Below are 20,117 nucleotides of genomic sequence, written 5' to 3'. Positions count from 1 at the left end.
CGGACCGCGGCGATGTCGTCGATGACGTCGTCCAGCGGTCCGCGCCGCAGGGTCTGCCGGGGATCGCCGAGGTAGGCGCCCCACAGGATCTCCAGGCCCCGGCCGGTGTACGCGCGGCACTCCAGGGCGCCGTCGAGCATGACCACGACGGTCGGCACCGGCCCGGCCATCGCCTCGGCGAGCCGGCGCCCGGTGGTGATCAGCACCGGTTCACCGATGCCGTGCAGCACCACCCCGTGGGCGGCGGCCAGCGCCTGCACCGCGCTGATCCCCGGCGTCACCCGGACCTGCAGGGGCACCGCACCCCGGCCCCGGATGCCGTCGACGACGCGGATCGTGCTGTCGTACAGAGCCGGATCGCCCCAGACCAGGATCCCGGCGGTACCGTCCGGCGCGACCCGGTCGAGCAGGGCCCGTTCGTAGGCCAGCACCCGGCGGTCGTGCCAATCGACCACCGCGCCCCGGTAGTCGGCGCTGCTCCGGTCCCGCCGCGGGTCGGCCACCTCGACCACCGCATGGCCCGGACGGGCGTACCGGCGCAGGATCTCGGTCCGCAGGTCGACCAGGTCCCGGGCCGCCTCCCCCTTGTCGACCAGCAGCACCACGTCGACGCGGCCGAGCGCGGCCACCGCCTGCAGAGTCAGCTGCTCGGGATCGCCCATGCCGATGCCGATGATCTCCACAGTGCGCACCCGGCGATTGTGCCGCCCGCCACCACGGCGACCCGGGCGGGTGGGGTCGTCGCGATGGAATCATGGACCGGTGCCGACCACCCGCTCGCCGCTGGCCCGATGGGTCCTGCTGCTCGCGGTCATCGCCGGCGTGATCGGCATGCACGTGCTCACCGCCGGAGACGGCCCCGGGCACGGGATGCTGCCGGCCGTCACGATGGCCGCCGGCCATCACGGTGATCCGGCCATGGCGGAGCCGGCATCGCATTCGGCATCGGTCGAGCCGATGGTGGCCTCGCTGCCTCCTGCCTTCGGGCACGGCGACATGGCCGGGTGCATCTTGTTCCTGGTGGTCGGCGGAGCACTGCTGCTGCTCGCACTTGCCCTGGCCCGGGCCGGCACCGGACCCGACGACCGGGACCGCCGGGCCGCCGGCCTGCTGCTCGACCTGCGCCGCCGGGGACCGCCGGACGGGTGGCCCCGCATCGCCCTGAGAGTGCTCCGGGTATAGGCAGCCCCGTCGCGTTCCGACCGGAACGCGGCTTCGTGCTGCCCTCTTCCCCTCACTCCCAGGAGACCTTCAATGTTCAAGCGTGTCCCGGGCGCGATCCTCGCGCTCACCCTCGGCCTGACCCTCGCCGCCTGTGGCGGCCAGACCCAGCCCGACACCGACCACTCCTCCACCGGCACCGCGGGGGCAGCCGCACCGCCGGCATCGGCATCGGCATCGCACAACGCGGTCGACGTCGTGTTCGCGACGATGATGATCCCTCACCACCAGGGCGCCATCGAGATGTCCGACCTGGCCCTGGCGCAGGCGTCGACCCCGCAGGTCAAGGATCTGGCCGGCCGGATCAAGGCCGCCCAGGGACCGGAGATCGAGCAGATGCAGGGCTGGCTCACCGAATGGGACGCAGCCATGCCGCTGACCAGCACCGGGGCCGCCGGCCAGGACATGGGCCACGGCATGGACATGGGCCACGGCTCACCGTCGTCGTCGGGCGCACCCGGCTCGATCGACGACTCCGACGATTTCGGCATGGGCGCCATGATGTCGATGAGCGAGGCCGACATGACCGAGCTGCGGTCGGCGACCGGCGTCGCCTTCGACAAGCTGTTCCTGCAGCAGATGATCGCCCACCACCAGGGCGCCATCGACATGGCCGGCGTCGAGACCGCGCGAGGCGAGAACCCACAGGCGCTGGCGTTGGCCGCGGCGATCACGAGCAGCCAGACCGCCGAGATCGCGCAGATGCTGTCGGCGTTGTAGAGCCCCCTGGGTGCATCCGCGGCCGGCTCAGGTCGGACGCGGATGCACCGTCAAGGTGTCGACAATCCAGTCGGCGATGAACGTGGAGACGTGCAGGAGGTAGTCCAGCCCGATGTCTCAAGAACCTCCGCAATCGCATGACTCGCGAACCACACGAGGTGACCGTGTAGATCCACATGCGGGAACACCTCACCGACTGCTCGGCCCGCCCTCCACGCCTTGCCACAAAGGCGTCCATCGCGACCCCCGGATCCGTCATGGATGAAGCACGATGCGCATCACGGCGAAGGACGGCAATCCCGCCTTTCTCCGGCAGCCCGGTCGGCGACCAGCTGCACGATGTCAGCTTCGGGACGACTGCCCAATCAAGCTGTGGCCGCGAGCTTCCAAGGCTGGGCGACTTGGCCGCCCGGAAGCGTCTTTGACGTCGACCGCTACCTCGGGAGCAGTGGCCAGATCGCTGAGTTGATGACCTCGGTCGCCACCGGGGCAAAGGTGTCGAGATCGGATTGACCGCTCGCCTCGATGGCAATCGCGAGAATATGATCTTCACTGTTGTCGACGACGTCACTGACGAAAAGCCGGACGGTCGCCGTCCCGGCGATGCCGTAAAGATTGCTTCCGGCGTTGGGCCAGGTCAGGAATAGGACGCAGGCCTTGGCTGGGCAGCCAGGGTCCTCGTTCTCCGCGTCCGGAGAAATAGTGAAATCGACAAATGTGGCAGGCATTGCCGCCGCACCGATGGTCGTCGGCTGTGGATCGGTCACTACGACATTGGGGCGTTCGGACAGCCAGCTCAGTAGTCCGACGGCCGTCCGCGGCACGGAATCAACAACCCGTCCTGTGGTATCGACCGGCAGGATATCCATCCAGAACAACAGCCGGTGTTGCCCCGCAGAACCGGCTGGGGCGCCAGAGAATTCGGCGGTCTGATCTTCGCCGCTTTCCCACGTTTGGTCGACCGTGACGGTGAGCTGACCATCGAGGAAGCCTGTCGTGGTGAAAGATCCTGGCGGGATGCAGACGGTTCCGCCGGTGCATGATTCGGATGCGACCCGAGAGGAAGCCTTCTGCTCGGCACTGTTCAGGGGATTCCCGCCCTCGACCGTCGCCGTTGCGGAATCCCCTGACCGGCCTCCAGTTTCGTTGGAGGTATTACTCGCGCAAGCCGCAACGATGGCGGCCGCCAGCAGCAGGATTCCAACACTAGCCTTCCGCTTCCGCCGAACGGTGCCGTTGCCGCCCCGGTGGCCGCCGCCGGCCAGGCCCGGCCCAGTCGATGCCGCTTTGGATACACCGGGCGGGCCAGCGCCTCTCATGCCGCTCCTCGCTCATCCCGCAGTCCAAAGGCTTTCCGCTTTCGCACTGATTGCGAACTATACCCGGATTTCGGGCTTGATGGTCCTGCAGACTTCCGACCTGCGGCGGCGGGTCGGATGAGGTCAGGTCCGTGGCCCACGGTGCGCGGGCGGCCCAGCCGGCGAACGTTCTCCACACCACGGTCGAGGCCGGTTCGGGCAACGATCACCCATTCGCGTCCGCCACAAACTCGCGCGTGGTTCAGCTGGGGTCGGAAACGACCCCAACGGCGCGCGAATCGATCAACTCGTACAGCCACCCGACGGCCCGAAGGGCACTGGAATCGGACCGTCCGGTGCGCGCCGCGGGCCATCTCTAACCTGGGGGTATGGAGCGACCACCGGTGCTCGGCCCGACCGTCGACGACCAGACCCGCTGTGTCCACTACCACGGCCCGACGGACGTCATCGCGATCAAGTTCGCCTGCTGCGAGGCCTACTACCCGTGCTTCGAGTGCCATCGGGAGACCGCGAGTCACCCGGCCCGGACCTGGCCGGCCGACCGGCGATCGGAGAAAGCCATCCTGTGCGGGGGCTGCGGCACCGAGCTGCCGATCGCGACCTACCAGTCGGTCACGGCCTGCCCGCACTGCGCTGCGCGCTTCAACGAACGCTGCCGACTGCACTGGCCGCTGTATTTCGCGGCCGAGTCCGCTGGCTGAGGGCCGGAGCCTCCTACCCGATCACCTCGAGCAGCCGGTCCACGTCCAGATGCTCGGCCACCGCGTCGGCCAGCCGGTCAAGCATCGCCTCCCGGCGGGCCCGGAACCCCGGGGCGGCCGGGTCGGCCCGAAAGCCCGTAGTCGCCACCAGCCAGGCCCGGCGGAAGGCGTCGTTCTCGAACGCGCCGTGCCACATCGTGCCCCACACGGTCCCGGCCCGGGCGCCACCCAGGAACCCCTCCGCTCCCGGGTCGACACGCGCGACGCCATGGTGGATCTCGTAACCGAGCACGTCATGACCGGCCCACGACCCGTGCGGCGTGGCCAGCACCTTGCTCGCGCCGAACGTCACCGCGACCGGCAGCAGGCCGAGCCCATCGACCACGCCGTCACCGGACTCGATCCGGTCGTCGATAGTGCGGCCGAGCATCTGGAACCCGCCGCAGATACCGAGTACCGGCACCCCCCGGTCCGCGGCCGCCCGGACCGCGCCGGCCAGGCCCGTGGCCCGCAGCCAGGCCAGGTCGGAGACCGTGGCCCGGGAGCCCGGCAGCACCACCAGATCGGCGGACCGCACGGTCACCTCGTCGGCCGTCATCGTGACCTCGACGCCGGGTTCGCTGGCGAGCGCGTCCAGGTCGGTCACGTTGGACAGGCGGGGGAACCGGATGGCGGCGACCCGCACCACCGGTCCGGCCGGCGGCGACGACGACGAGGACCACCGGCCGACCTGCAGGGTGTCCTCCCCGTCCAGCCACACGTCGTCCAGCCAGGGCAGAACACCCAGCACGGGTACCCCGGTCAGCTCGGCGATCCGGTCCAGCCCGGGCCGGAGCAGGTCGACATCCCCGCGGAACTTGTTGATCACCAGCCCCCTGATCAGCGCGCGATCGGCTTCGTCCAGCAGGGCCACCGTGCCGTACAACGACGCGAACACCCCGCCCCGATCGATGTCACCGACCACCACGGTCGGCAGCGAGAACCTCTGCGCCAAACCCATGTTCACGTAATCCCCGGACCGCAGGTTGATCTCGGCCGGCGAACCGGCGCCCTCGCAAACGATCACGTCGTACCGCTGGGCAAGTTCGAGGTACGCGGCGAAGGCGGCCTGCGCCAGATGCCGCCGCCCGGAGGCGAACTCACCCGCCTCCAAGGCGCCGGCGGGCCGACCCCGGACCACGACGAACGAGCGCCGGTCCGAGCCCGGCTTGAGCAGCACCGGGTTCATCGCCGATTCGGGCACCGCCCCGGCCGCCTGCGCCTGCAGGTACTGGGCGCGGCCGATTTCGGTGCCGTCCGGGCAGACCATCGAGTTGTTCGACATGTTCTGCGCCTTGAACGGCGCCACCCGCATCCCTTGCCGGGCCAGGAACCGGCAGATCCCGGCGGTGACCAACGACTTGCCGGCATCCGACGAGGTGCCCGCGACGAGCAGGCCGCGGGCGGGTGGTCGTCGGTCGGTCGGCACCCGGCCACCCTATTGTTGACCCGACCCAGGAGTGTGCCCGTGCCCGATGCCGCCGCTCGAGCCGGTCCGGCCCGCCACCGGTGGTTGGTGCTGCTGCTCGCGTGGGCCGCGTTCACGATGACCTCGGTCGACCGTGCCGCATGGGGGCCGGCCTCGGTGTCCGTCGGCGCATCGCTCGCGGTGCCGATCGCTGCCTGGGCACCATTGCCACCGCCTATGACATCGGCTATGTGCTGTCCAACCTGGGCGGCGGCTTCCTGGTGGATTGGGTGGGCGGCCGGGCCGTGATCGGCGCGTCCGGGGTGGGCGCAGGCACCGGGATGATCCTGTTCGGTGCCACCACCTCGGTGCCGGTGGGTCTGGCCGTCCAGGCCGGGATCGGCTGCTGGCCGGTGTGGCCTTCACCGCCGGCCTGAAGCTCCTGGCCACCTGGTTCCCGCCGGCCCGGCGCGGATTCGGGGTCGGCATCTTCATGACGGCGACGCCGCTGGGCACCGTGATCGCCAACGCACTCGTGCCGAGCCTGATCAAGGCGGCCGGCTGGGAATCGGCGTACCGGTCCTTCGGCGTCGGGACGATCGTGATCGCGGTGGTCTGCGGGCTGCTGCTCGGACTGATCGGCTTCGGCGCCCTGTGGGGCAGCAGCGGTGTCGTCACCTGGTCGAACACGCTGATGGTCACCGGTCAGGGGATCGATCCGGTCGACGCCGGCGTGGTGCTCGTCCTGTACGCCGGGATCGCGATCGCGGTCAAACCGCTCGTCGGGTGGGTGATCGACCGGCTGGGTCTGGGCCGCCTTTGCCACGCTCGCCCTCGGTCCGTTCGTCGGCGCGGCGCTGGCTGTTCTCATCCGCGAACCCCGGACCGTTCAGCCCGACCCGATTGATCCGACCGGCGCGGGCAACCGGTAGCCATGGGCATGAACCGTCGCATCCTGATCTCCGGGGCCGGCATCGCCGGCCCCACGCTGGCCTGGTGGCTGCACCGCTACGGCTGGCAGGTCACCGTCGTGGAGCGGGCCGTGGGCCTGCGGACCGCCGGCCAGAACGTCGACGTCCGGGGCGCGGCACGCGAGGTCATCCGGCGGATGGGCCTGGACGACGAGCTCGCCGCCCGCGGCACCGGCGAAGTCGGCACCCGGTTCGTCGACGAGCAGGGCCACACGATCGCGGCGTTCCGGGCGGCCACCTCGGACACCGCCGGGGCGACCGCGGAGCGGGAGATCCTGCGCAGCCAGTTCGCCGAGCTGCTCCTCGAACGCACCCGCGGGCACACCGACTACCGGTTCGGCGAGCAGATCGAGCGGATCGATGACGGGCCCGATGCCGCCACCGTCACCTTCGCCGGCGGCGTCACCGAACGATTCGGGGTCGTGGTCCTGGCCGACGGGGTGAACTCCACCACGCGGGACGCCGTGTTCGGCGAGGTCCCGCGACGTCCGCTCGGGGTGAGCATCGCCTACTACTCGATCCCCCGCGACGCCGAGGACGACGACTGGTGGCGCTGGTACAACGCGCCCGGCGGCCGCACCATCAGCTTGCGGCCGGACAACGTCGGCCGGATCCGGGTCATGCTGTCGTACCGGGCCGGCCTCGGGGCGCCGGATCGACTCGACCTGCAGCGTCGCTTCGCCGACGCCGGTGGCCCGGCGAGCCGGGCGCTCCGTGGGCTGGCTGACGCCGACGACCTGTACGGGGAGGCCCTGCAGCAGGTCCGGGCGCCACGCTGGTCGGCCGGCCGGGTGGTCCTGCTGGGTGACGCCGCCTGGTGCGCGACGCCGGTCAGCGGCATGGGCACCAGCCTGGCGATCGTCGGGGCGTCCACGCTGGCCGGGGAGCTCGCGGTGCACGTCCATCCACGGGACGCCTTCGCCGGCTACGAGCGGCGGCTCCGCCCCTACGTCGAACGCGCACAGCGGCTGCCGCCGGGCACCCCCAAGCTGGCGCATCCGACGTCCGCGACCGGCGTCGCACTCCTGCGGACCGGTCTGCGACTCGTCGGCGCACTTCCCCCGGCGGTGGCCGGCCGGTTGTTCGCGCCGCCCGCCGACCGGTTCACGCTGCCCGACTTCCCCCAGCCGGAGGCGGCAGAAGGTTCGCCCGGATCGCCGTCAGGGACCCCTACAGGGCGTTGAGCACGGACGTCATCTGCTGGACGGTCTTGTCGCCGAGCTCCTCGAACTCCGACTTGAGGAACGGGGTGGCGAGTTTCGCCAGACCGTGGAACTCGATCTGCGCGTGATAGGTGATGGCGCTGCCGGTGTCGGCCGCCTGCACGGAGATCGTGTCGACCGAGGTCGCGGTCTTGTTCTCGCCCTGGAACTGCAGCCGACCGGCCGTCATCTCGACCAGCCGGTACTCCAGTTCGGTGTCCTTGCCCTTGAACTCGGACACGTTGTGCCAGGTCGAGCCGACCTGGACCGGCCCGGCGTCGGTGCGGGTGCACGACTTGGTGCCCGGATCCCACTGCTCGGCGTTGGCGAAGTCTTTCAGGTAGTCCACGACCACCGAAACAGGTTGCCGCACCTCGAATGTGCGCTCGACGTCGATCATGGTAGGCCCTCCGGCACGCTCATTGTCCCCGACGCTTGCCCGGTGCCCCGCGGCCGCCCTCGCCAAACCGATGCGGTGAATCGAGCGGCGCCCCGAACCATCGCGACAGAGCCATGCGCAATCCGGCGTCGTCCGGCCCGACCCACACCACGTGGCCGTCCGGTCGCAGCAACACCGCCGGGTGGTCCGGTGCGTCGGGCCCGAGATCGCCGGGGGTGAGGTGGTCGACCCGGTCGCCCCATCCGTCCACCGACAGCTCACCGGTCCGATCCAGCAGCAGCCCGCGGCCGGCGTGCATCAGCCCGTACAGATGCCCATCACCCACCGGCAGGTCGCGCAGCCGGCGACCGAGGAGGTCGGACCCGTCGCCGCTATCGTCCGGACAGTCGTACCGGATGTCGATGGCGACGACCTTGCCGATCAGGTAGCGGTTCACCTCGTCGAAGCCCATCAGCTCGGTCAGCAGCCGGCGGACCGCCTGCGGGCCGGGATCGGTGTCCAGCAGCAGCATCTGCGCGCGGGTGTTGTCCAATACGGCGGCGGCCACCGGACGCCTCTCGGTCTCGTAGCTGTCCAGCAGCCCGGCTGGCGCCCACCCGCCGATCTCGGCCGCCAGCTTCCATCCGAGGTTGAAGGCGTCCTGGATCCCCAGGTTCAGCCCCTGTCCGCCGACCGGCGGATGGACGTGCGCCGCGTCGCCGGCCAGCAGCACCCGGCCGACCCGGTAGTGCTCGGCCAGCCGGGTCGCGTCCCCGAACCGGGACAACCAGCGCGGCGAGTGCACGCCGAAGTCGGTGCCGGCGACCGCCCGGAGCTGCGTGCGGAACTCCTCCAGGGTCGGCGGCGTGGCGCGGTCCGGCGCCACGGCGGCGGCCGGCACCACCACCCGGAAGTACCCGTCGCCGAGCGGCCCCAGCCCGAACCGCAGCTGGGTCCGCCGCACCCGGGCCATCACGGCCGCGACGGTCTCGGGGTCCGCGGTGACCGCCAGTTCGCCGATCAGCGTCTCGACCCGGGTCGGCTCGCCGGGGAACTCGACACCGAGCCGCCGGCGGACCGTGCTGCGCCCGCCGTCGCAGCCGACGACATACCGGGCATCAAGCCGGGAGCCGTCGGCCAGCCCGACGATCACCCCGTCGTCGTGCTGCACGATCTCCGCCAGCTCGGTGCCGCGCCGGATCTCGGCACCGGCCTCGATGGCGTGCTCGGCGAGCAGCCTGTCGACGACGGGCTGCGGGATGCCGAGCACGTACCCGTGCGCGGTGTGCAGCCCCTCGGGCCCGTCCGGCAGGGGCCGGGTGATACCGGCGAAGAAGCCGCCGGGCGGATAGGTGCGGCCGTGCGTCAGGAACCGTTCGAGCAGGCCGCGCTGGTCGAGCACCTCGATGCTGCGCACGTGCAGGCCCAGCGCCCGGACCACCGGCGTGGGCTCGGGCTCGCGGTCGAGGACGAGGACGTCCACCCCGTGCAGCCGAAGTTCACCGGCCAGCATCAGGCCCGTCGGGCCGGCCCCGACAATGACCACGTCCCGCATCGGCACCTCCTCGAGGGTCGGCGCGGGTGCCTGGCGGACCGGCACCCGACGTTGCAGCCTTCGCGTGCCCGTTCGGGCTCGCTCCTCGGCTCAGGGCTCGACGACGAGAACCGGAATCAGCCGGTCGGTCTTGCGCTGGTACTGCGCGTACGTCGGGAACACCTCGATCGCCCGCGCCCACCATTCGTCGCGTTCCGCACCCTCGAGCTCGCGGGCCTTCCCGTCGATGACGGACGGGCCGTCCTGCACGCTGACCTCGGGCGAGGCCGTGATGTTGTGGTACCAGCCGGGGTGCTCGGGGGCACCGCCCTTGGACGCGACCATGGCGTACCGGCCGTCGTGCTCGACCCGCATGAGCGGGACCTTCCGGAGCTTGCCACTGCGGCGGCCGCGCAGGGTGAACACCACGATGGGAATGCCGGTGTCCCGCAGGGTGTTGGCCTCTTGTCCACCCGAGCGTTCGAACCGCTCGACCTGGTCGCGGACCCACTTTTCGGGGCTGGGCTCGTACTCACCTTCCAACGGCATGCGGACAGCCTACGGAGGCGGAGTCCGGACCCCGTCCGGCGCTGCCTTCCGCGGCCGGTCGTTCGATCGTCAACCGCCGAGCAGCCCCGCCATCACCAGCACCGCACCGGCCAGCAGCGCGCCCGGACCCCGCAGGAACCGGCGGACCACGTCCTGCGAGTAGGTGCTGCCGACGACGAAGCTGGCCGCGAACGGCCGCTGGTTGGCCCGGTACGCGGCCACCAGCAGCGCCAGCAGGGGCACCCAGACCGCCCGCGCAAACCCGAGCGAACCGGCGAGCAACGGCAACGTGGCGAGTGCGAACAGGGCACCGGACAGCACCGGGATGCGCATCGCCGCCAGCCGGCTGGGCCATCGGTCCAACCCGTACCGGTCGGCGAGGGCGGGGTCCGCCGCGAACCGGCGCACCGTGTCGCAGTACCCGCTGACCGCGCCGATCGCACCCAGGTAGGTGACCAGAGCCAGCCCGGCCCGGCCGAAGGCGGCCGGCTCCAGGAGGGGCGACGCCAGGTAGCACAGGGCGACGAGGAGCACCCAGCGTCCGGCGGCCTGCAGGTTCCGCACGCTCAGCCGGCGATCGACCGCGGCCAGCGCAGCGGCGCCGGTGCCGGACAGCCGGTGCCCCACCCGGATCGGTTGCCGGCGCAGCTCCGGCCGCAGCAGGATCTCGGACAGCGGTGCCAGCGTCTGGTCGGACACCGCCTCGGTCACCGAGGCGACCGGCCCCGACCCTGCCGTCATCCGGGCCATCGGGATGTGCGCGGCGGCGCGGACCGCCACCCGGACCAGCACCGCCGCGATTCCGGCGGCCGTCCCGGCCACCACCCACACCAGGGGCCCGGGTGGCGGGTGCACCGGCAGCGGGCGGACCGCCACGGCCACGACGAACAGCAGCACCGCCGCCCACCGCGCGACCACCACCATCGAGCGGTGCGCCCCGGCGGCCTGACCGAGCACGGCAACCGATCCTGCGACGGCCCCCAGACCAGCAGCCAACCCGGTGGCCGCCAGCGCTTCGGCGCCGCGCAGCCCGGCCAGACCGGCGGCCGCGAGGCCGACGAGACCGACGACGACGGACGTCATCCCGATCGCCCTTACGCACGGGCGGCGCAGCAGCACCCCACGATCGACCGGGGTGGACAGCACCCATGAGCGGTACTCCGGGCCGACGTTCACCGGCCCGGCGGCGACCGCGATGAGCACGACGACCGCCGCCGCGGCCAGCAGCAGAGCGGTCGCCGCGGGCCAGGTCAACGGGGGCGCCGGCGGCGCGGGAGCGGTCAGCGCCTGCACTCCGACCATCATCGGGACGGTGCCGTACCAGAGCACGACGATCGTCGTTTCGTACCGGACGCCGGATCCGGTGACGGACCGCCAGCGCCGGCCCATCCGCCGCAGGTAGCGCGGGAAGCTGGCCGGATCGGCCGGGTCGGGCGGCACCGGTCCCGGGGCGAGCCGGCCCGGGACGGCCGGCCGGGTCACGTCGCCCCGTCCCGGTCGTCGTCGGGCAGGTCGAAGCCGAGTTCCACCTCGGCGTCGGCGGCCGCGGCCACCAGCGCCGGGTCGTGACAGGCCATCAGCACTGCCACACCGGCCCGCTGCTCGGCGGCGATCCGGTCGGCGAGCCATTCCCGGCCGGCCCGGTCCAGGTTCTGCTCGGGCTCGTCCAGCACGAGCAGCCGGCGCGGCCGGACGAAGCAGGCGGCCAGGCCCAGACGCCGGCGCTGGCCCTGGGACAGCGCGAACGGGAACCGCTCCGCCATGTGCGCCAGGTCCAGCTCGTCCAGCACGGCCGCGACGATCGGCCCCGGGTCGGCGTTGCCATGCCCGCGGGCCATGAATTCCAGGTGCTCCCGGACGGTCAACCCGGGAAAGTCGGCCCCGCCGCCGAGGGCAACGGCCACGGCCGCCCGCACCCGCGGGAGCTGTTCGAGGTACCGGCTGCCCTCGAACAGCACGACGCCGGTGGTCGGTTCCTCCCAGCCGGCGATGCATTTGAGCAGGGTCGACTTGCCCGAGCCGTTGGGCCCGGTCAACGCGACCACCTCGGCCGGTTCGACGGTGAACGTGACGCCGTCGAGCACGACCACGTCGCCGTAGGCCTTGCCGACCTCCCGGAGGTCAAGCAGGGGGGCGGCCACGGTCATCGGCCCGGCTCCGGAACGAGCTCGGCCGGCGTCTTGTCCGCCCGCAAACCGCGCCAGCTGGTGGCGCGCAGCCGGCCGTCGGGCGTCCACTCCCCGTATTTGACCTCGCCGACCAGCTCGGGCCGCACCCAGACAGCGCCCCTGGCATCGAGGGCGGGCACCGTGTCGGCCACGGCGGAAAGGTCCGAGCGGAGCGGGGCGAGCGCCGCCATCAGCTGGTCGAGAATGCCGTCGGTGAATCCGGTACCGACCTTACCGGCGTACCGCAGCCCTTCCTCGGCGTCCGGCACCGCCAGCAGCAGCGACCCGATCGTCCCCGCACGCCGGCCGGAGCCGTGCGACCACCCGACGATCACGACCTCGAGGTCGCGAAAGTTCTTGATCTTGATCCAGGAATGCGACCGCCGGCCCGGCTGGTAGCTCGAATCACCCAGCTTGGCGACGATGCCCTCCCACTGCCGTTCGGCGCTGCCCTGCAGGGCATCCTCGACCGGACCGGCGAGCTGGGCGGGCACCCGGATCACCCCGCCGGTCAGCGGCAGGGCTTCCAGGAGCCGCCGGCGGTCGTCGTAGCGCTTGTCCAGCAGGGCGATCCCGTCCAGCCACAGCACGTCGAACAGCCAGAACTGCACGGCGACCTCGCGCATCACCCGGGCCACATCGCGGGGTCGCTGCACGTTCATCCGCCGCTGCATCTCGTGAAAGCTCGTCCGGCCGTCCTTCAACGCGACGATCTCGCCGTCGAGCACCGCACCGTGGCCGGCCAGCAGCTCGGCCAGCACCGCCAGTTCGGGGTACGTGTGGGTGACATCGTTGGCCAGCCGGCTGCGCAGGGTCAGGCCGGCCGGGCCGAGAGTGGCGATCGCCCGGATGCCGTCCCACTTGCCCTCGAACCGCCATCGATCGCCACCCGAGACGTCGGACACCGTGCCGCCTGTCGCCAGCATGGGACGCAGATCGCCCGGAGGGCTCGGACGTTTCGTCGGACGCACCGCGGAGGCGGCCGCACCCGTCGACTCGGCCCGCTCGGCGGCCCTCGGCTCGGCCGACTGCGCACCCGGCGGCTCGGCCCGCTCGGCGGCCGGCGGCCCTTCGTCCCGGTGGTCGTGGTAGTGCTTGGGCGCGGCACTCTGATCCTTCATCCGGTGCATCAGCCAGTTCTTGCCGCCCGTGCGGATGATGGCGTACCGGCCGCGCGCCTTCGACCCGTTCAGCACGACGATCACCTCGTCGTCCCGCCACTTCTCGGTCGCGTAGGTGCCACGGTCCCAGATGGTGACGGAGCCGCCGCCGTACTCACCGTGCGGGATCTCCCCGGCGAAGTCGGCGTAGTCCATGGGGTGATCCTCGGTGTGCACGGCCAGGTGGTTGCGACCGGAGGACTCGGGCACGCCCTTGGGCACGGCCCAGGAGACCAGCACACCGTCCCGCTCCAGCCGGAAGTCGTAGTGCAGGCGCCGCGCATGGTGCTCCTGGATGACGAAGGTGTCGTCGTTGCCGTGCGGCAGCAGCCCCGGCTCGGGCACCGGCTCGGGCGTCTTGGCCGCCGACCGCATCGACCGGTACGTGTCCAGGGAACGGTCGGGGCGATCGGTGGTGCGGCGACCACCGCGGGTCTCGGCGCCATCGTTGTCGCCGAACTCCAGGCCGGCCATCGGATCGGGCGCGCGGTCGAGCAGCCGCAGCACCTCCGAGAACTCCAGATGCATCAACTCAGGATCGGCCAGCTCCTCCCACGTCCGCGGGGCGGCCACCGTCGGGTGCTCGCGCCCGCGCAGCGAGTACGGCGCGATCGTCGTCTTCGACCCGTTGTTCTGCGACCAATCGATGAAGACCTTGCCCCGGCGCAGTGATTTCGCCATCCGCGACACCACCAGGTCGGGCAGGTCGTGCTCGATCGCCTCGGCAATCTCCCGCGCGTAGGCCGACGCGTCGTCCGACGTCAGCGAGCCGTCCAGCCGGGAGTACAAGTGGATCCCCTTCGACCCGCTCGTCACCGGCACCAGCGCGGTTCCGGCCATCCGCTCCCGCACCGCGCGGGCCACCACGGCGCAGTCGGCCAGCTCGACCCCCGGGCCCGGATCCAGGTCGAACACCAGGCGATCGGGCCGGACGGCGTCGAAACCGGCCTCGCTGAGCGCCACCTCGGACGCCTCCGGGAAAGTCCACTGCGGCACATGCAATTCCAGCGCGGCGATCTGGCCGAGCCACACGAGTGTGGCCGGCGAGTCGGCGATCGGGTAGGCCTTCGGGCCGTCGGAGTGCAGGATCGTCCGCCGCGACACCCAGGTCGGCGTGCCCTTGGGCAGGTCCTTGTGGAAGAACGGTTGCGTGGTGACCCCGTCCGGCCAGCGCTTGCGGGTGACCGGCCGGCCGGCCAGGTGCGGGAGCATGACGTGCGCCACCTCGGCGAAGTAGGTGATGACGTCGGACTTGGTCGTTCCGGTGGCCGGGTAGAGCACCTTGCGCAGGTGGGTCAGCGCGATCCGGTGGCCGTCGACCTCCACCGTGGCACCGTCCGCCGCCATGTCACCCATCCTTCCGGACCGGAACTTCCGATCACCAGGATGCCCGCCTGCCGCCGAAGGGTTCATCATGGGCACATGCGATCGATCTGGAAAGGTTCCGTGGCGTTCGGACTCGTCAACGTTCCGGTGAAGCTGTACTCGGCCACCGAGGAGAAGGACGTCCGGTTCCACCAGGTACACGCCCAGGACGGCGGCCGGATCCGGTACAAGCGGGTCTGCGACATCGACGGTGACGAGGTGCCGTACGCCGACATCGCCAAGGCCTACGAGAGCGACGACGGCCGGACGGTCATGCTCACCGACGAGGACTTCAAGCAGCTGCCGGCCAGCTCCAGCCGGGAGATCGAGGTGGTCAGCTTCGTGCCGGCGGACCAGGTCGACCCGGTGCTGTTCGACAAGACCTACTACCTCGAGCCGGCGTCCACCTCGACCAAGGCGTACGTGCTGCTGCGGCAGACGCTGGAGCAGACCGACCGGGTCGCGATCGTCAACTTCGCGCTCCGGCAGAAGACCCGGCTCGCCGCGCTGCGGGTCCGTGACGACGTGCTGGTGATCCAGACGCTGCTCTGGCCGGACGAGGTGCGGGCCGCCGAATTCGCCTCGCTCGACGAGTCGGTGTCGATCAAGCCGGCCGAGTTGAAGATGGCCGCGATGCTGGTGGACAGCTTCGCCGACGACTTCCACCCCGAGGACTACACCGACGAGTACCGCGCCGAACTGCAACAGATGATCGAAGCCAAGCTCGAGGGCGGCGAGGCGTTCGAGACCGTCGACAAGTCCGAGGAGGGCGAGGACGCCGAGGTGGTCGACCTGCTCGCCGCGTTGCAGCGCAGCGTGGAGCGGCACAAGGCCGGCTCGAATGCCGCCGACGACAAGGACGCCAAGCCCACGGCGAGGTCCGGGTCGTCGGCCTCGACCCGGACGAGCACGTCCGACGACGGTGCGGACGCCGGAGCCAAGCCCGCCCGCCGCCGTTCGACCGCCCGCAAGACCGGCTGAGCCCTCGCCAGTCCGCTCCGCCCGGATCCCGCGCGGACCGGCTGGACGAGCCCTCCCATTTGGGCTGGGGGCCGACCCGTTGATCCGCGCGGTTGGCCCCAGGGCAAAGCTGGTTCCGGACCGGTCGGCGAGTTCTCGTTCTTATGTTCGAATATCTCGCCTCCAAATGCACGCATGGCCAATGAGTTGGCGAAGCGGACCATGACCCCCGGCACCGGCGAGCCCGAACACCCCGCCGTCGAACTGCACCTGATCATGACCGACCGGGCCCTGGCCGAACGGGACGACGAACCCGCCCACCTCATCGGCCACGGACCCATCCCCGCCCCCATCGCCCGTGACCTGCTCACCGCAGACGAGCCCACCCGGGTATGGTGCGGCGACTGTTCACCCACTCCGGCACCGGCGACCTGCTCGCCACCGACGCCCGCCGCCGCGACTTCCCCGACACCGCCCGCCAGTTCCTCGCCGCCCGCGACCAGATCTGCCGAACCCCCTGGTGTGGGGCGCCGATCCGCGAGGCCGACCATGCGGTCGCGGTCAGCAGAGGCGGACCCACCGACCTGCGCAACGGCAACGGCCGGTGCACCGCCTGCAAACCTGGTCAAAGACCTCGACGGCTGGACCACCCACGTCGACGACACCGGCGTCATCACCACCAGCACGCCCACCGGCCACACCCACCACGGGCGACCACCGAACCCACCCGAATCCGCACCATGGAAACCCCGGCCCCGGATCCGCCGCCCCGCCGACACCGGCGAACCGGCACTGCAGATCGAGATCCACTGGCCCGCAGCAAAAGTCGGTCTCCGGCGGTGAGCTTTACTCCAGGGTGCGCTGGCCGGCGAACTGGACCACGTCCATCAGCAGCCCCCGCCGGGCGAACTCGGCCCGCTGCAGGTCGGCACCGGTTCCGGTGCCGCGCAGCCGATCCACCGACTCCAGCACCAGGTCCAGGTCGCCGTTGGCCCGCAGGGCGGGCAGCACGTGCTGCACCAGGGCGTCGATCATCGCCCAGGCCGGGACAGTCGACCGGGTCCGGTGGTCGAGCAACTCTCCGCACAGGCCGAACCGGGCCGCCCGCCAGCCGGCGCCGCGCAGCACCTCGATCCGGATCGGGTCGACCGGATGCCCGTGTCGCCATTCCGCCGACGCGGTGTCCACCAGGGCCCGCGCGAGCGAGGCGATCAACGCCGAGTCGCGGACGTCCATGCAGACGTCCGGCACCCGGATCTCCAGCGTCGGGTACGACGCCGAGAGCCGTGCGTCGAAATAGATCATCCCGTCGTCCATCGCGGCGCCGGTGGCGAGCAGGTCGTTGATCGCCCGGTGGTAGCCCTCCACCGAACCGAACGTCTCGGTCGGGCCCGCGGTCGGCCACTGGCCCCAGGCAATGGACCGGTAGCTGGCGTATCCGGTGTCCTTGCCCTGCCAGTACGGCGAATTCGCGGACAGCGCGATCAGCAGCGGCAGCCAGCCCCGGATCCGGTCGAGCACCGCCACCCCCTCCTCGGCCGACTCGATCGCGACGTGGATGTGCTGCCCGCAGGTCAGCTGCTGCGCGGCGATGATGCCGAACATGTCGGCCATCCGGGCGTACCGCTCGTTCTTGGTCAACGTCGGATTGACTTCGAACGGATTGGTGGCGATGGCCACGACGTGCACGCCCGTGCTCCCCGCAGCCGCCGCGACGGTCCGTCGCACGGACCGCAGCTCGTCCCGCAGCGCGGCCACCGCGGTGGTCGGGGTCGACCCGATCTCGGTCTGCTCCATCTTGAACTCGCGCTCGACCAGATGGTCGGCGCCCGCGCCGAGCCGCGCCACGGCGGCCTCGTGCACGGTGTCACCGGCCGACGCCGGCGTGCCGGACACCGGGTCGACCAGCATCAGCTCTTCTTCGACCCCGACGGTGCGTATCCCCACCTCATCAGTCTCCCCTACCGGACGGCCGGGGTTCGTTACCGCGCGGTTTCGGGTACTCGGGACAATGGACGGACATCGATGCCTGCGCATGGGGAGTGGACGGCATGGCCGACGAGAAGCGTGTGAAAACGTTCGAGCGGGACACCCGGTACATCACGACACGGATTACCCGGGACGGTCGGGACGGGTATCCGGTGGAACCCGGACGGTACCGGCTGGTGGTGGCCCGCGCCTGTCCGTGGGCGACCCGCGCGACCATCGTCCGCCGGCTCCTCGGCCTGGAGAGCGTGATCTCGCTCGGCGTCTGTGGCCCGACCCATGACGAGCGCAGCTGGACTTTCGATCTGGATCCCGGCGGGGTCGACCCGGTGCTGGGCATCGAGCGGATCCAGCAGGCCTTCTTCGCCCGGGACCCGGACTACCCCCGGGGCATCACCGTCCCGGCGATCGTCGACGTGCCCACCGGAGCCGTCGTCACCAACGACTTCCCGCAGATGACGCTCGACTTCACCACCGAGTGGACCGAATTCCACCGTCCGGGTGCCCCCGACCTCTACCCGGACAAGCACCGCGACGAGATCGACGAGGTCAACCGCCGCGTCTACACCGAGGTCAACAACGGCGTCTATCGTTGCGGTTTCGCCGGCTCCCAGGACGCCTACGACGCCGCCTACGCCCGCCTGTTCGGCGCCCTGGACTGGCTGGGCGACCGGCTGGCCGGCCGACGGTACCTGGTCGGCGACACCATCACCGAGGCCGACGTTCGATTGTTCACCACATTGGCCCGGTTCGACCCGGTCTACCACGGCCATTTCAAGTGCAACCGGACCAAGCTGACCGAGCGGCCGGTGCTCTGGGCCTACGCGCGAGACCTGTTTCAGACGCCGGGTTTCGGCGATACCACCGACTTCGTGCAGATCAAGCAGCACTATTACATCGTGCACACCGGCATCAACCCGACCCGGATCGTGCCCGACGGGCCTGATCTGACCGGCTGGTTCACCCCGCACGGTCGGGAAGAGCTGGGCGGCCGGCCGTTCGGCGACGGTGCGCCGCCGCCGACCCCGCCAGTGGATGAGATGCTCACCGCCAGTTGGACGACGGACCGGGACGGCCCGGGAGCAGCCACCCTCGATCGTCGTTCGGCCTGACTGGGCGGCCTCGGAACAAGCGTGGTCAGCGCATCTCCGGGGGCTGGGCGGTCGACTCGAGCACCGACAGCCACAGGTCGCCGTCCGGCGCGACCGTGTTGCCGTGCGAGACCACGGTGTCGATCGGCACGTGCACGAACCGGTTGTGCCGGCGGCCGACCACCATGTCGGTGCGCCCGGCCATCCCGGCATGGGCGGCCGCCTGGGCCAGCCGCACGCAGTACACCGAGTCGTACGATTTGGCCGGCACGGCCCGGATGGCGTAGCTGGGCTTGAGGTATTTCAGGGTGAGCCTGGGCCGATCTGCCGCACGCAGTACACCGAGTCGTACGATTTGGCCGGCACGGCCCGGATGGCGTAGCTGGGCTTGAGGTATTTCAGGGTGAGCTCCCGACCCAGCGATTGGTAGTGGCTGACGATCTGCGCCTCCAGGAAACGTCCGATGTCGCCGAGCCGCTTGTTGCCGGATGCGTCGGTGCTGTTCAGGTCGGCCAGCAGGTCCTGCCCGGCACCCTCGGCGACGACCACCACGGCACTGCCCCGCTCGGCCACCCGACGCTCCAGCGCGGCCAGCAAACCCGACTCGCCGTGCAGGGCGAACGTCACCTCCGGGATGAGCACGAAATCGGCGTGGTGGTTGGCCAGTGCGGCGTAGCAGGCGATGAACCCGGCATGCCGGCCCATCAGTTGCACCAGGCCGATGCCGTTGATCGCCGACTGCGCCTCGACCTGTGCGGCGGCGATCGATTGCGCGGCCACGGTGAACGCCGTCTGGAAGCCGAAACTCTGTCCGATGAAAGGAATATCGTTGTCGATGGTCTTCGGAATGCCGATCACCGAGATCGCCAACCCGCGATCCCGGGCCACCGCGGCGATCCTGCTGCCGCCGCGCATCGACCCGTCGCCGCCGATCACGAACAGGATGTCGACGCCGAGCTCGACGAGCCGGTCGACCATCACCTCCGGGTCCTGGGCGCCGCGCGAGGTGCCCAGGATGGTCCCGCCCTGCGTGTTGATCTTGGCGACCCGCTCGGGAGTCAGCGTGATCGGTTCGATGCCGGTGGAGGGCACCAGGCCGGCAAAGCCGTTGCGGAAGCCAATGACGTCGCTGACGTCGTAGTGGGTGTTGAGCTCCATGACCAGCCCGCGGATCACGTCGTTCAGGCCGGGGCACAGGCCGCCGCAGGTGACGATGGCCGCCTTGGTGGTGCCCGGCGGGAAGAAGATCTTCTGGCGGGGTCCGCCCGGCTCGAGGGTGGGCAACTCGGCCAGCGGCACCCCGTGCGCCTCGACCAGCCGCAGGGTGTCGTCGAACAGCACCCG

Annotated in this window: 20 protein-coding genes; 8 read left to right on the top strand and 12 right to left on the bottom strand. The window is 70.9% G+C overall.

Annotated elements, in window-relative coordinates:
- Positions 1-692: precorrin-6A synthase (deacetylating) (gene cobF / locus ACILSK_RS24845; protein ID WP_395729873.1), on the bottom strand; the 692-nt coding region annotated here is incomplete at its 3' end.
- Positions 693-762: 70 nt separating this feature from the next.
- On the opposite strand from cobF, the gene ACILSK_RS24840 reads away from it, so the two are divergent.
- Positions 763-1,182, top strand: a complete 420-nt coding sequence (locus tag ACILSK_RS24840) for a DUF6153 family protein (RefSeq protein ID WP_395729872.1) — start codon at positions 763-765, stop codon at positions 1,180-1,182.
- Between the two features lie 72 nt (positions 1,183-1,254).
- Entirely contained in the window at positions 1,255-1,941 is a 687-nt protein-coding gene (locus tag ACILSK_RS24835) for a DUF305 domain-containing protein (protein ID WP_395729871.1), read from the top strand.
- Positions 1,942-2,375: 434 nt separating this feature from the next.
- Here ACILSK_RS24835 and ACILSK_RS24830 read toward each other — a convergent pair whose 3' ends face one another.
- Entirely contained in the window at positions 2,376-3,260 is an 885-nt protein-coding gene (locus ACILSK_RS24830) for a hypothetical protein (RefSeq protein ID WP_395729870.1), read from the bottom strand.
- A gap of 368 nt (positions 3,261-3,628) precedes the next feature.
- Between ACILSK_RS24830 and ACILSK_RS24825 the strand changes: the two genes are divergently transcribed.
- Positions 3,629-3,961: a CHY zinc finger protein gene (locus ACILSK_RS24825; RefSeq protein WP_395729869.1), complete on the top strand. Its 333-nt coding sequence runs from the start codon at positions 3,629-3,631 to the stop codon at positions 3,959-3,961.
- 13 nt (positions 3,962-3,974) lie between these two features.
- On the opposite strand, the gene ACILSK_RS24820 is transcribed toward ACILSK_RS24825, so the two are convergent.
- A complete protein-coding gene (locus tag ACILSK_RS24820; protein ID WP_395729868.1) occupies positions 3,975-5,429 on the bottom strand; it encodes a cobyric acid synthase in 1,455 nt (484 codons plus the stop codon).
- A gap of 140 nt (positions 5,430-5,569) precedes the next feature.
- On the opposite strand from ACILSK_RS24820, the gene ACILSK_RS24815 reads away from it, so the two are divergent.
- Genes ACILSK_RS24815 through ACILSK_RS24805 form a run of 3 tightly spaced genes read left to right on the top strand, consistent with a single transcriptional unit; the run spans position 5,570 to position 7,563 of the window.
- Positions 5,570-5,845, top strand: a complete 276-nt coding sequence (locus tag ACILSK_RS24815) for a hypothetical protein (RefSeq protein WP_395729867.1) — start codon at positions 5,570-5,572, stop codon at positions 5,843-5,845.
- Positions 5,824-6,315 (top strand): MFS transporter, encoded by a 492-nt coding sequence (locus ACILSK_RS24810; protein WP_395729866.1) that lies wholly within the window; start codon positions 5,824-5,826, stop codon positions 6,313-6,315. Before ACILSK_RS24815 ends, ACILSK_RS24810 begins: the two co-directional genes overlap by 22 nt.
- A gap of 33 nt (positions 6,316-6,348) precedes the next feature.
- Entirely contained in the window at positions 6,349-7,563 is a 1,215-nt protein-coding gene (locus ACILSK_RS24805) for an FAD-dependent monooxygenase (RefSeq protein WP_395729865.1), read from the top strand.
- On the opposite strand, the gene ACILSK_RS24800 is transcribed toward ACILSK_RS24805, so the two are convergent.
- The 6 genes from ACILSK_RS24800 to ACILSK_RS24775 form a co-directional block, all read right to left on the bottom strand.
- A complete protein-coding gene (locus ACILSK_RS24800) occupies positions 7,550-7,981 on the bottom strand; it encodes an SRPBCC family protein (protein ID WP_395729864.1) in 432 nt (143 codons plus the stop codon). The two genes, ACILSK_RS24805 and ACILSK_RS24800, sit on opposite strands and share 14 nt — an antisense overlap.
- A 19-nt stretch (positions 7,982-8,000) precedes the next feature.
- Positions 8,001-9,515, bottom strand: coding sequence for a rifampin monooxygenase (rox, locus tag ACILSK_RS24795; RefSeq protein ID WP_395729863.1), 1,515 nt, complete (start codon positions 9,513-9,515; stop codon positions 8,001-8,003).
- Positions 9,516-9,605: 90 nt separating this feature from the next.
- Entirely contained in the window at positions 9,606-10,043 is a 438-nt protein-coding gene (locus ACILSK_RS24790; protein ID WP_395729862.1) for a nitroreductase family deazaflavin-dependent oxidoreductase, read from the bottom strand.
- A gap of 69 nt (positions 10,044-10,112) precedes the next feature.
- Complete coding sequence (locus ACILSK_RS24785) at positions 10,113-11,525, bottom strand: DUF6297 family protein (RefSeq protein WP_395729861.1); 1,413 nt, start codon at positions 11,523-11,525, stop codon at positions 10,113-10,115.
- Positions 11,522-12,190 (bottom strand): ATP-binding cassette domain-containing protein, encoded by a 669-nt coding sequence (locus ACILSK_RS24780; protein WP_395729860.1) that lies wholly within the window; start codon positions 12,188-12,190, stop codon positions 11,522-11,524. Before ACILSK_RS24780 ends, ACILSK_RS24785 begins: the two co-directional genes overlap by 4 nt.
- On the bottom strand, positions 12,187-14,718 hold the full coding sequence (locus ACILSK_RS24775) for an ATP-dependent DNA ligase (RefSeq protein WP_395729859.1): 2,532 nt from the start codon (positions 14,716-14,718) through the stop codon (positions 12,187-12,189). The genes ACILSK_RS24780 and ACILSK_RS24775 overlap by 4 nt, the downstream gene beginning before the upstream one ends.
- Before the next feature lie 75 nt (positions 14,719-14,793).
- Here ACILSK_RS24775 and ACILSK_RS24770 point away from each other — a divergent pair, with 75 nt between their 5' ends.
- Positions 14,794-15,717: a Ku protein gene (locus tag ACILSK_RS24770; protein ID WP_395729858.1), complete on the top strand. Its 924-nt coding sequence runs from the start codon at positions 14,794-14,796 to the stop codon at positions 15,715-15,717.
- An 825-nt stretch (positions 15,718-16,542) separates the two neighbouring features.
- Here ACILSK_RS24770 and ACILSK_RS24765 read toward each other — a convergent pair.
- Positions 16,543-17,643, bottom strand: a complete 1,101-nt coding sequence (locus tag ACILSK_RS24765; RefSeq protein WP_395729857.1) for a glutamate--cysteine ligase — start codon at positions 17,641-17,643, stop codon at positions 16,543-16,545.
- A 104-nt stretch (positions 17,644-17,747) separates the two neighbouring features.
- Here ACILSK_RS24765 and ACILSK_RS24760 point away from each other — a divergent pair, with 104 nt between their 5' ends.
- The gene (locus ACILSK_RS24760; RefSeq protein WP_395729856.1) at positions 17,748-18,794 is read left to right on the top strand and encodes a glutathione S-transferase family protein; all 1,047 of its coding nucleotides are present in this window, start codon (positions 17,748-17,750) and stop codon (positions 18,792-18,794) included.
- Between the two features lie 25 nt (positions 18,795-18,819).
- On the opposite strand, the gene ACILSK_RS24755 is transcribed toward ACILSK_RS24760, so the two are convergent.
- Both ACILSK_RS24755 and ACILSK_RS24750 read right to left on the bottom strand, forming a co-directional pair.
- Positions 18,820-19,044: a hypothetical protein gene (locus tag ACILSK_RS24755; RefSeq protein ID WP_395729855.1), complete on the bottom strand. Its 225-nt coding sequence runs from the start codon at positions 19,042-19,044 to the stop codon at positions 18,820-18,822.
- A gap of 32 nt (positions 19,045-19,076) precedes the next feature.
- On the bottom strand, positions 19,077-20,117 hold a 1,041-nt coding region (locus tag ACILSK_RS24750), incomplete at its 5' end, for an ATP-dependent 6-phosphofructokinase (protein WP_395729854.1).

The sequence above is a fragment of the Nakamurella sp. genome (genome assembly GCF_044224575.1).
In the GTDB taxonomy this organism is placed as follows: domain Bacteria; phylum Actinomycetota; class Actinomycetes; order Mycobacteriales; family Nakamurellaceae; genus Nakamurella.
Note: the sequence above shows the minus strand (reverse complement) of the source record. Positions and strands in the feature narration are given on the sequence as shown.

What these genes read in the sequence shown, in the direction of transcription:
- ACILSK_RS24835 (WP_395729871.1), top strand. Translation starts at nt 1,255, where the DNA reads ATGTTCAAGCGTGTCCCGGGCGCGATCCTCGCGCTCACCCTCGGCCTG.
- ACILSK_RS24830 (WP_395729870.1), bottom strand. Translation starts at nt 3,260, where the DNA reads ATGAGAGGCGCTGGCCCGCCCGGTGTATCCAAAGCGGCATCGACTGGG.
- ACILSK_RS24825 (WP_395729869.1), top strand. Translation starts at nt 3,629, where the DNA reads ATGGAGCGACCACCGGTGCTCGGCCCGACCGTCGACGACCAGACCCGC.
- ACILSK_RS24815 (WP_395729867.1), top strand. Translation starts at nt 5,570, where the DNA reads ATGGGGGCCGGCCTCGGTGTCCGTCGGCGCATCGCTCGCGGTGCCGAT.
- ACILSK_RS24805 (WP_395729865.1), top strand. Translation starts at nt 6,349, where the DNA reads ATGAACCGTCGCATCCTGATCTCCGGGGCCGGCATCGCCGGCCCCACG.
- ACILSK_RS24800 (WP_395729864.1), bottom strand. Translation starts at nt 7,981, where the DNA reads ATGATCGACGTCGAGCGCACATTCGAGGTGCGGCAACCTGTTTCGGTG.
- rox (WP_395729863.1), bottom strand. Translation starts at nt 9,515, where the DNA reads ATGCGGGACGTGGTCATTGTCGGGGCCGGCCCGACGGGCCTGATGCTG.
- ACILSK_RS24790 (WP_395729862.1), bottom strand. Translation starts at nt 10,043, where the DNA reads ATGCCGTTGGAAGGTGAGTACGAGCCCAGCCCCGAAAAGTGGGTCCGC.
- ACILSK_RS24780 (WP_395729860.1), bottom strand. Translation starts at nt 12,190, where the DNA reads ATGACCGTGGCCGCCCCCCTGCTTGACCTCCGGGAGGTCGGCAAGGCC.
- ACILSK_RS24775 (WP_395729859.1), bottom strand. Translation starts at nt 14,718, where the DNA reads ATGGCGGCGGACGGTGCCACGGTGGAGGTCGACGGCCACCGGATCGCG.
- ACILSK_RS24770 (WP_395729858.1), top strand. Translation starts at nt 14,794, where the DNA reads ATGCGATCGATCTGGAAAGGTTCCGTGGCGTTCGGACTCGTCAACGTT.
- ACILSK_RS24760 (WP_395729856.1), top strand. Translation starts at nt 17,748, where the DNA reads ATGGCCGACGAGAAGCGTGTGAAAACGTTCGAGCGGGACACCCGGTAC.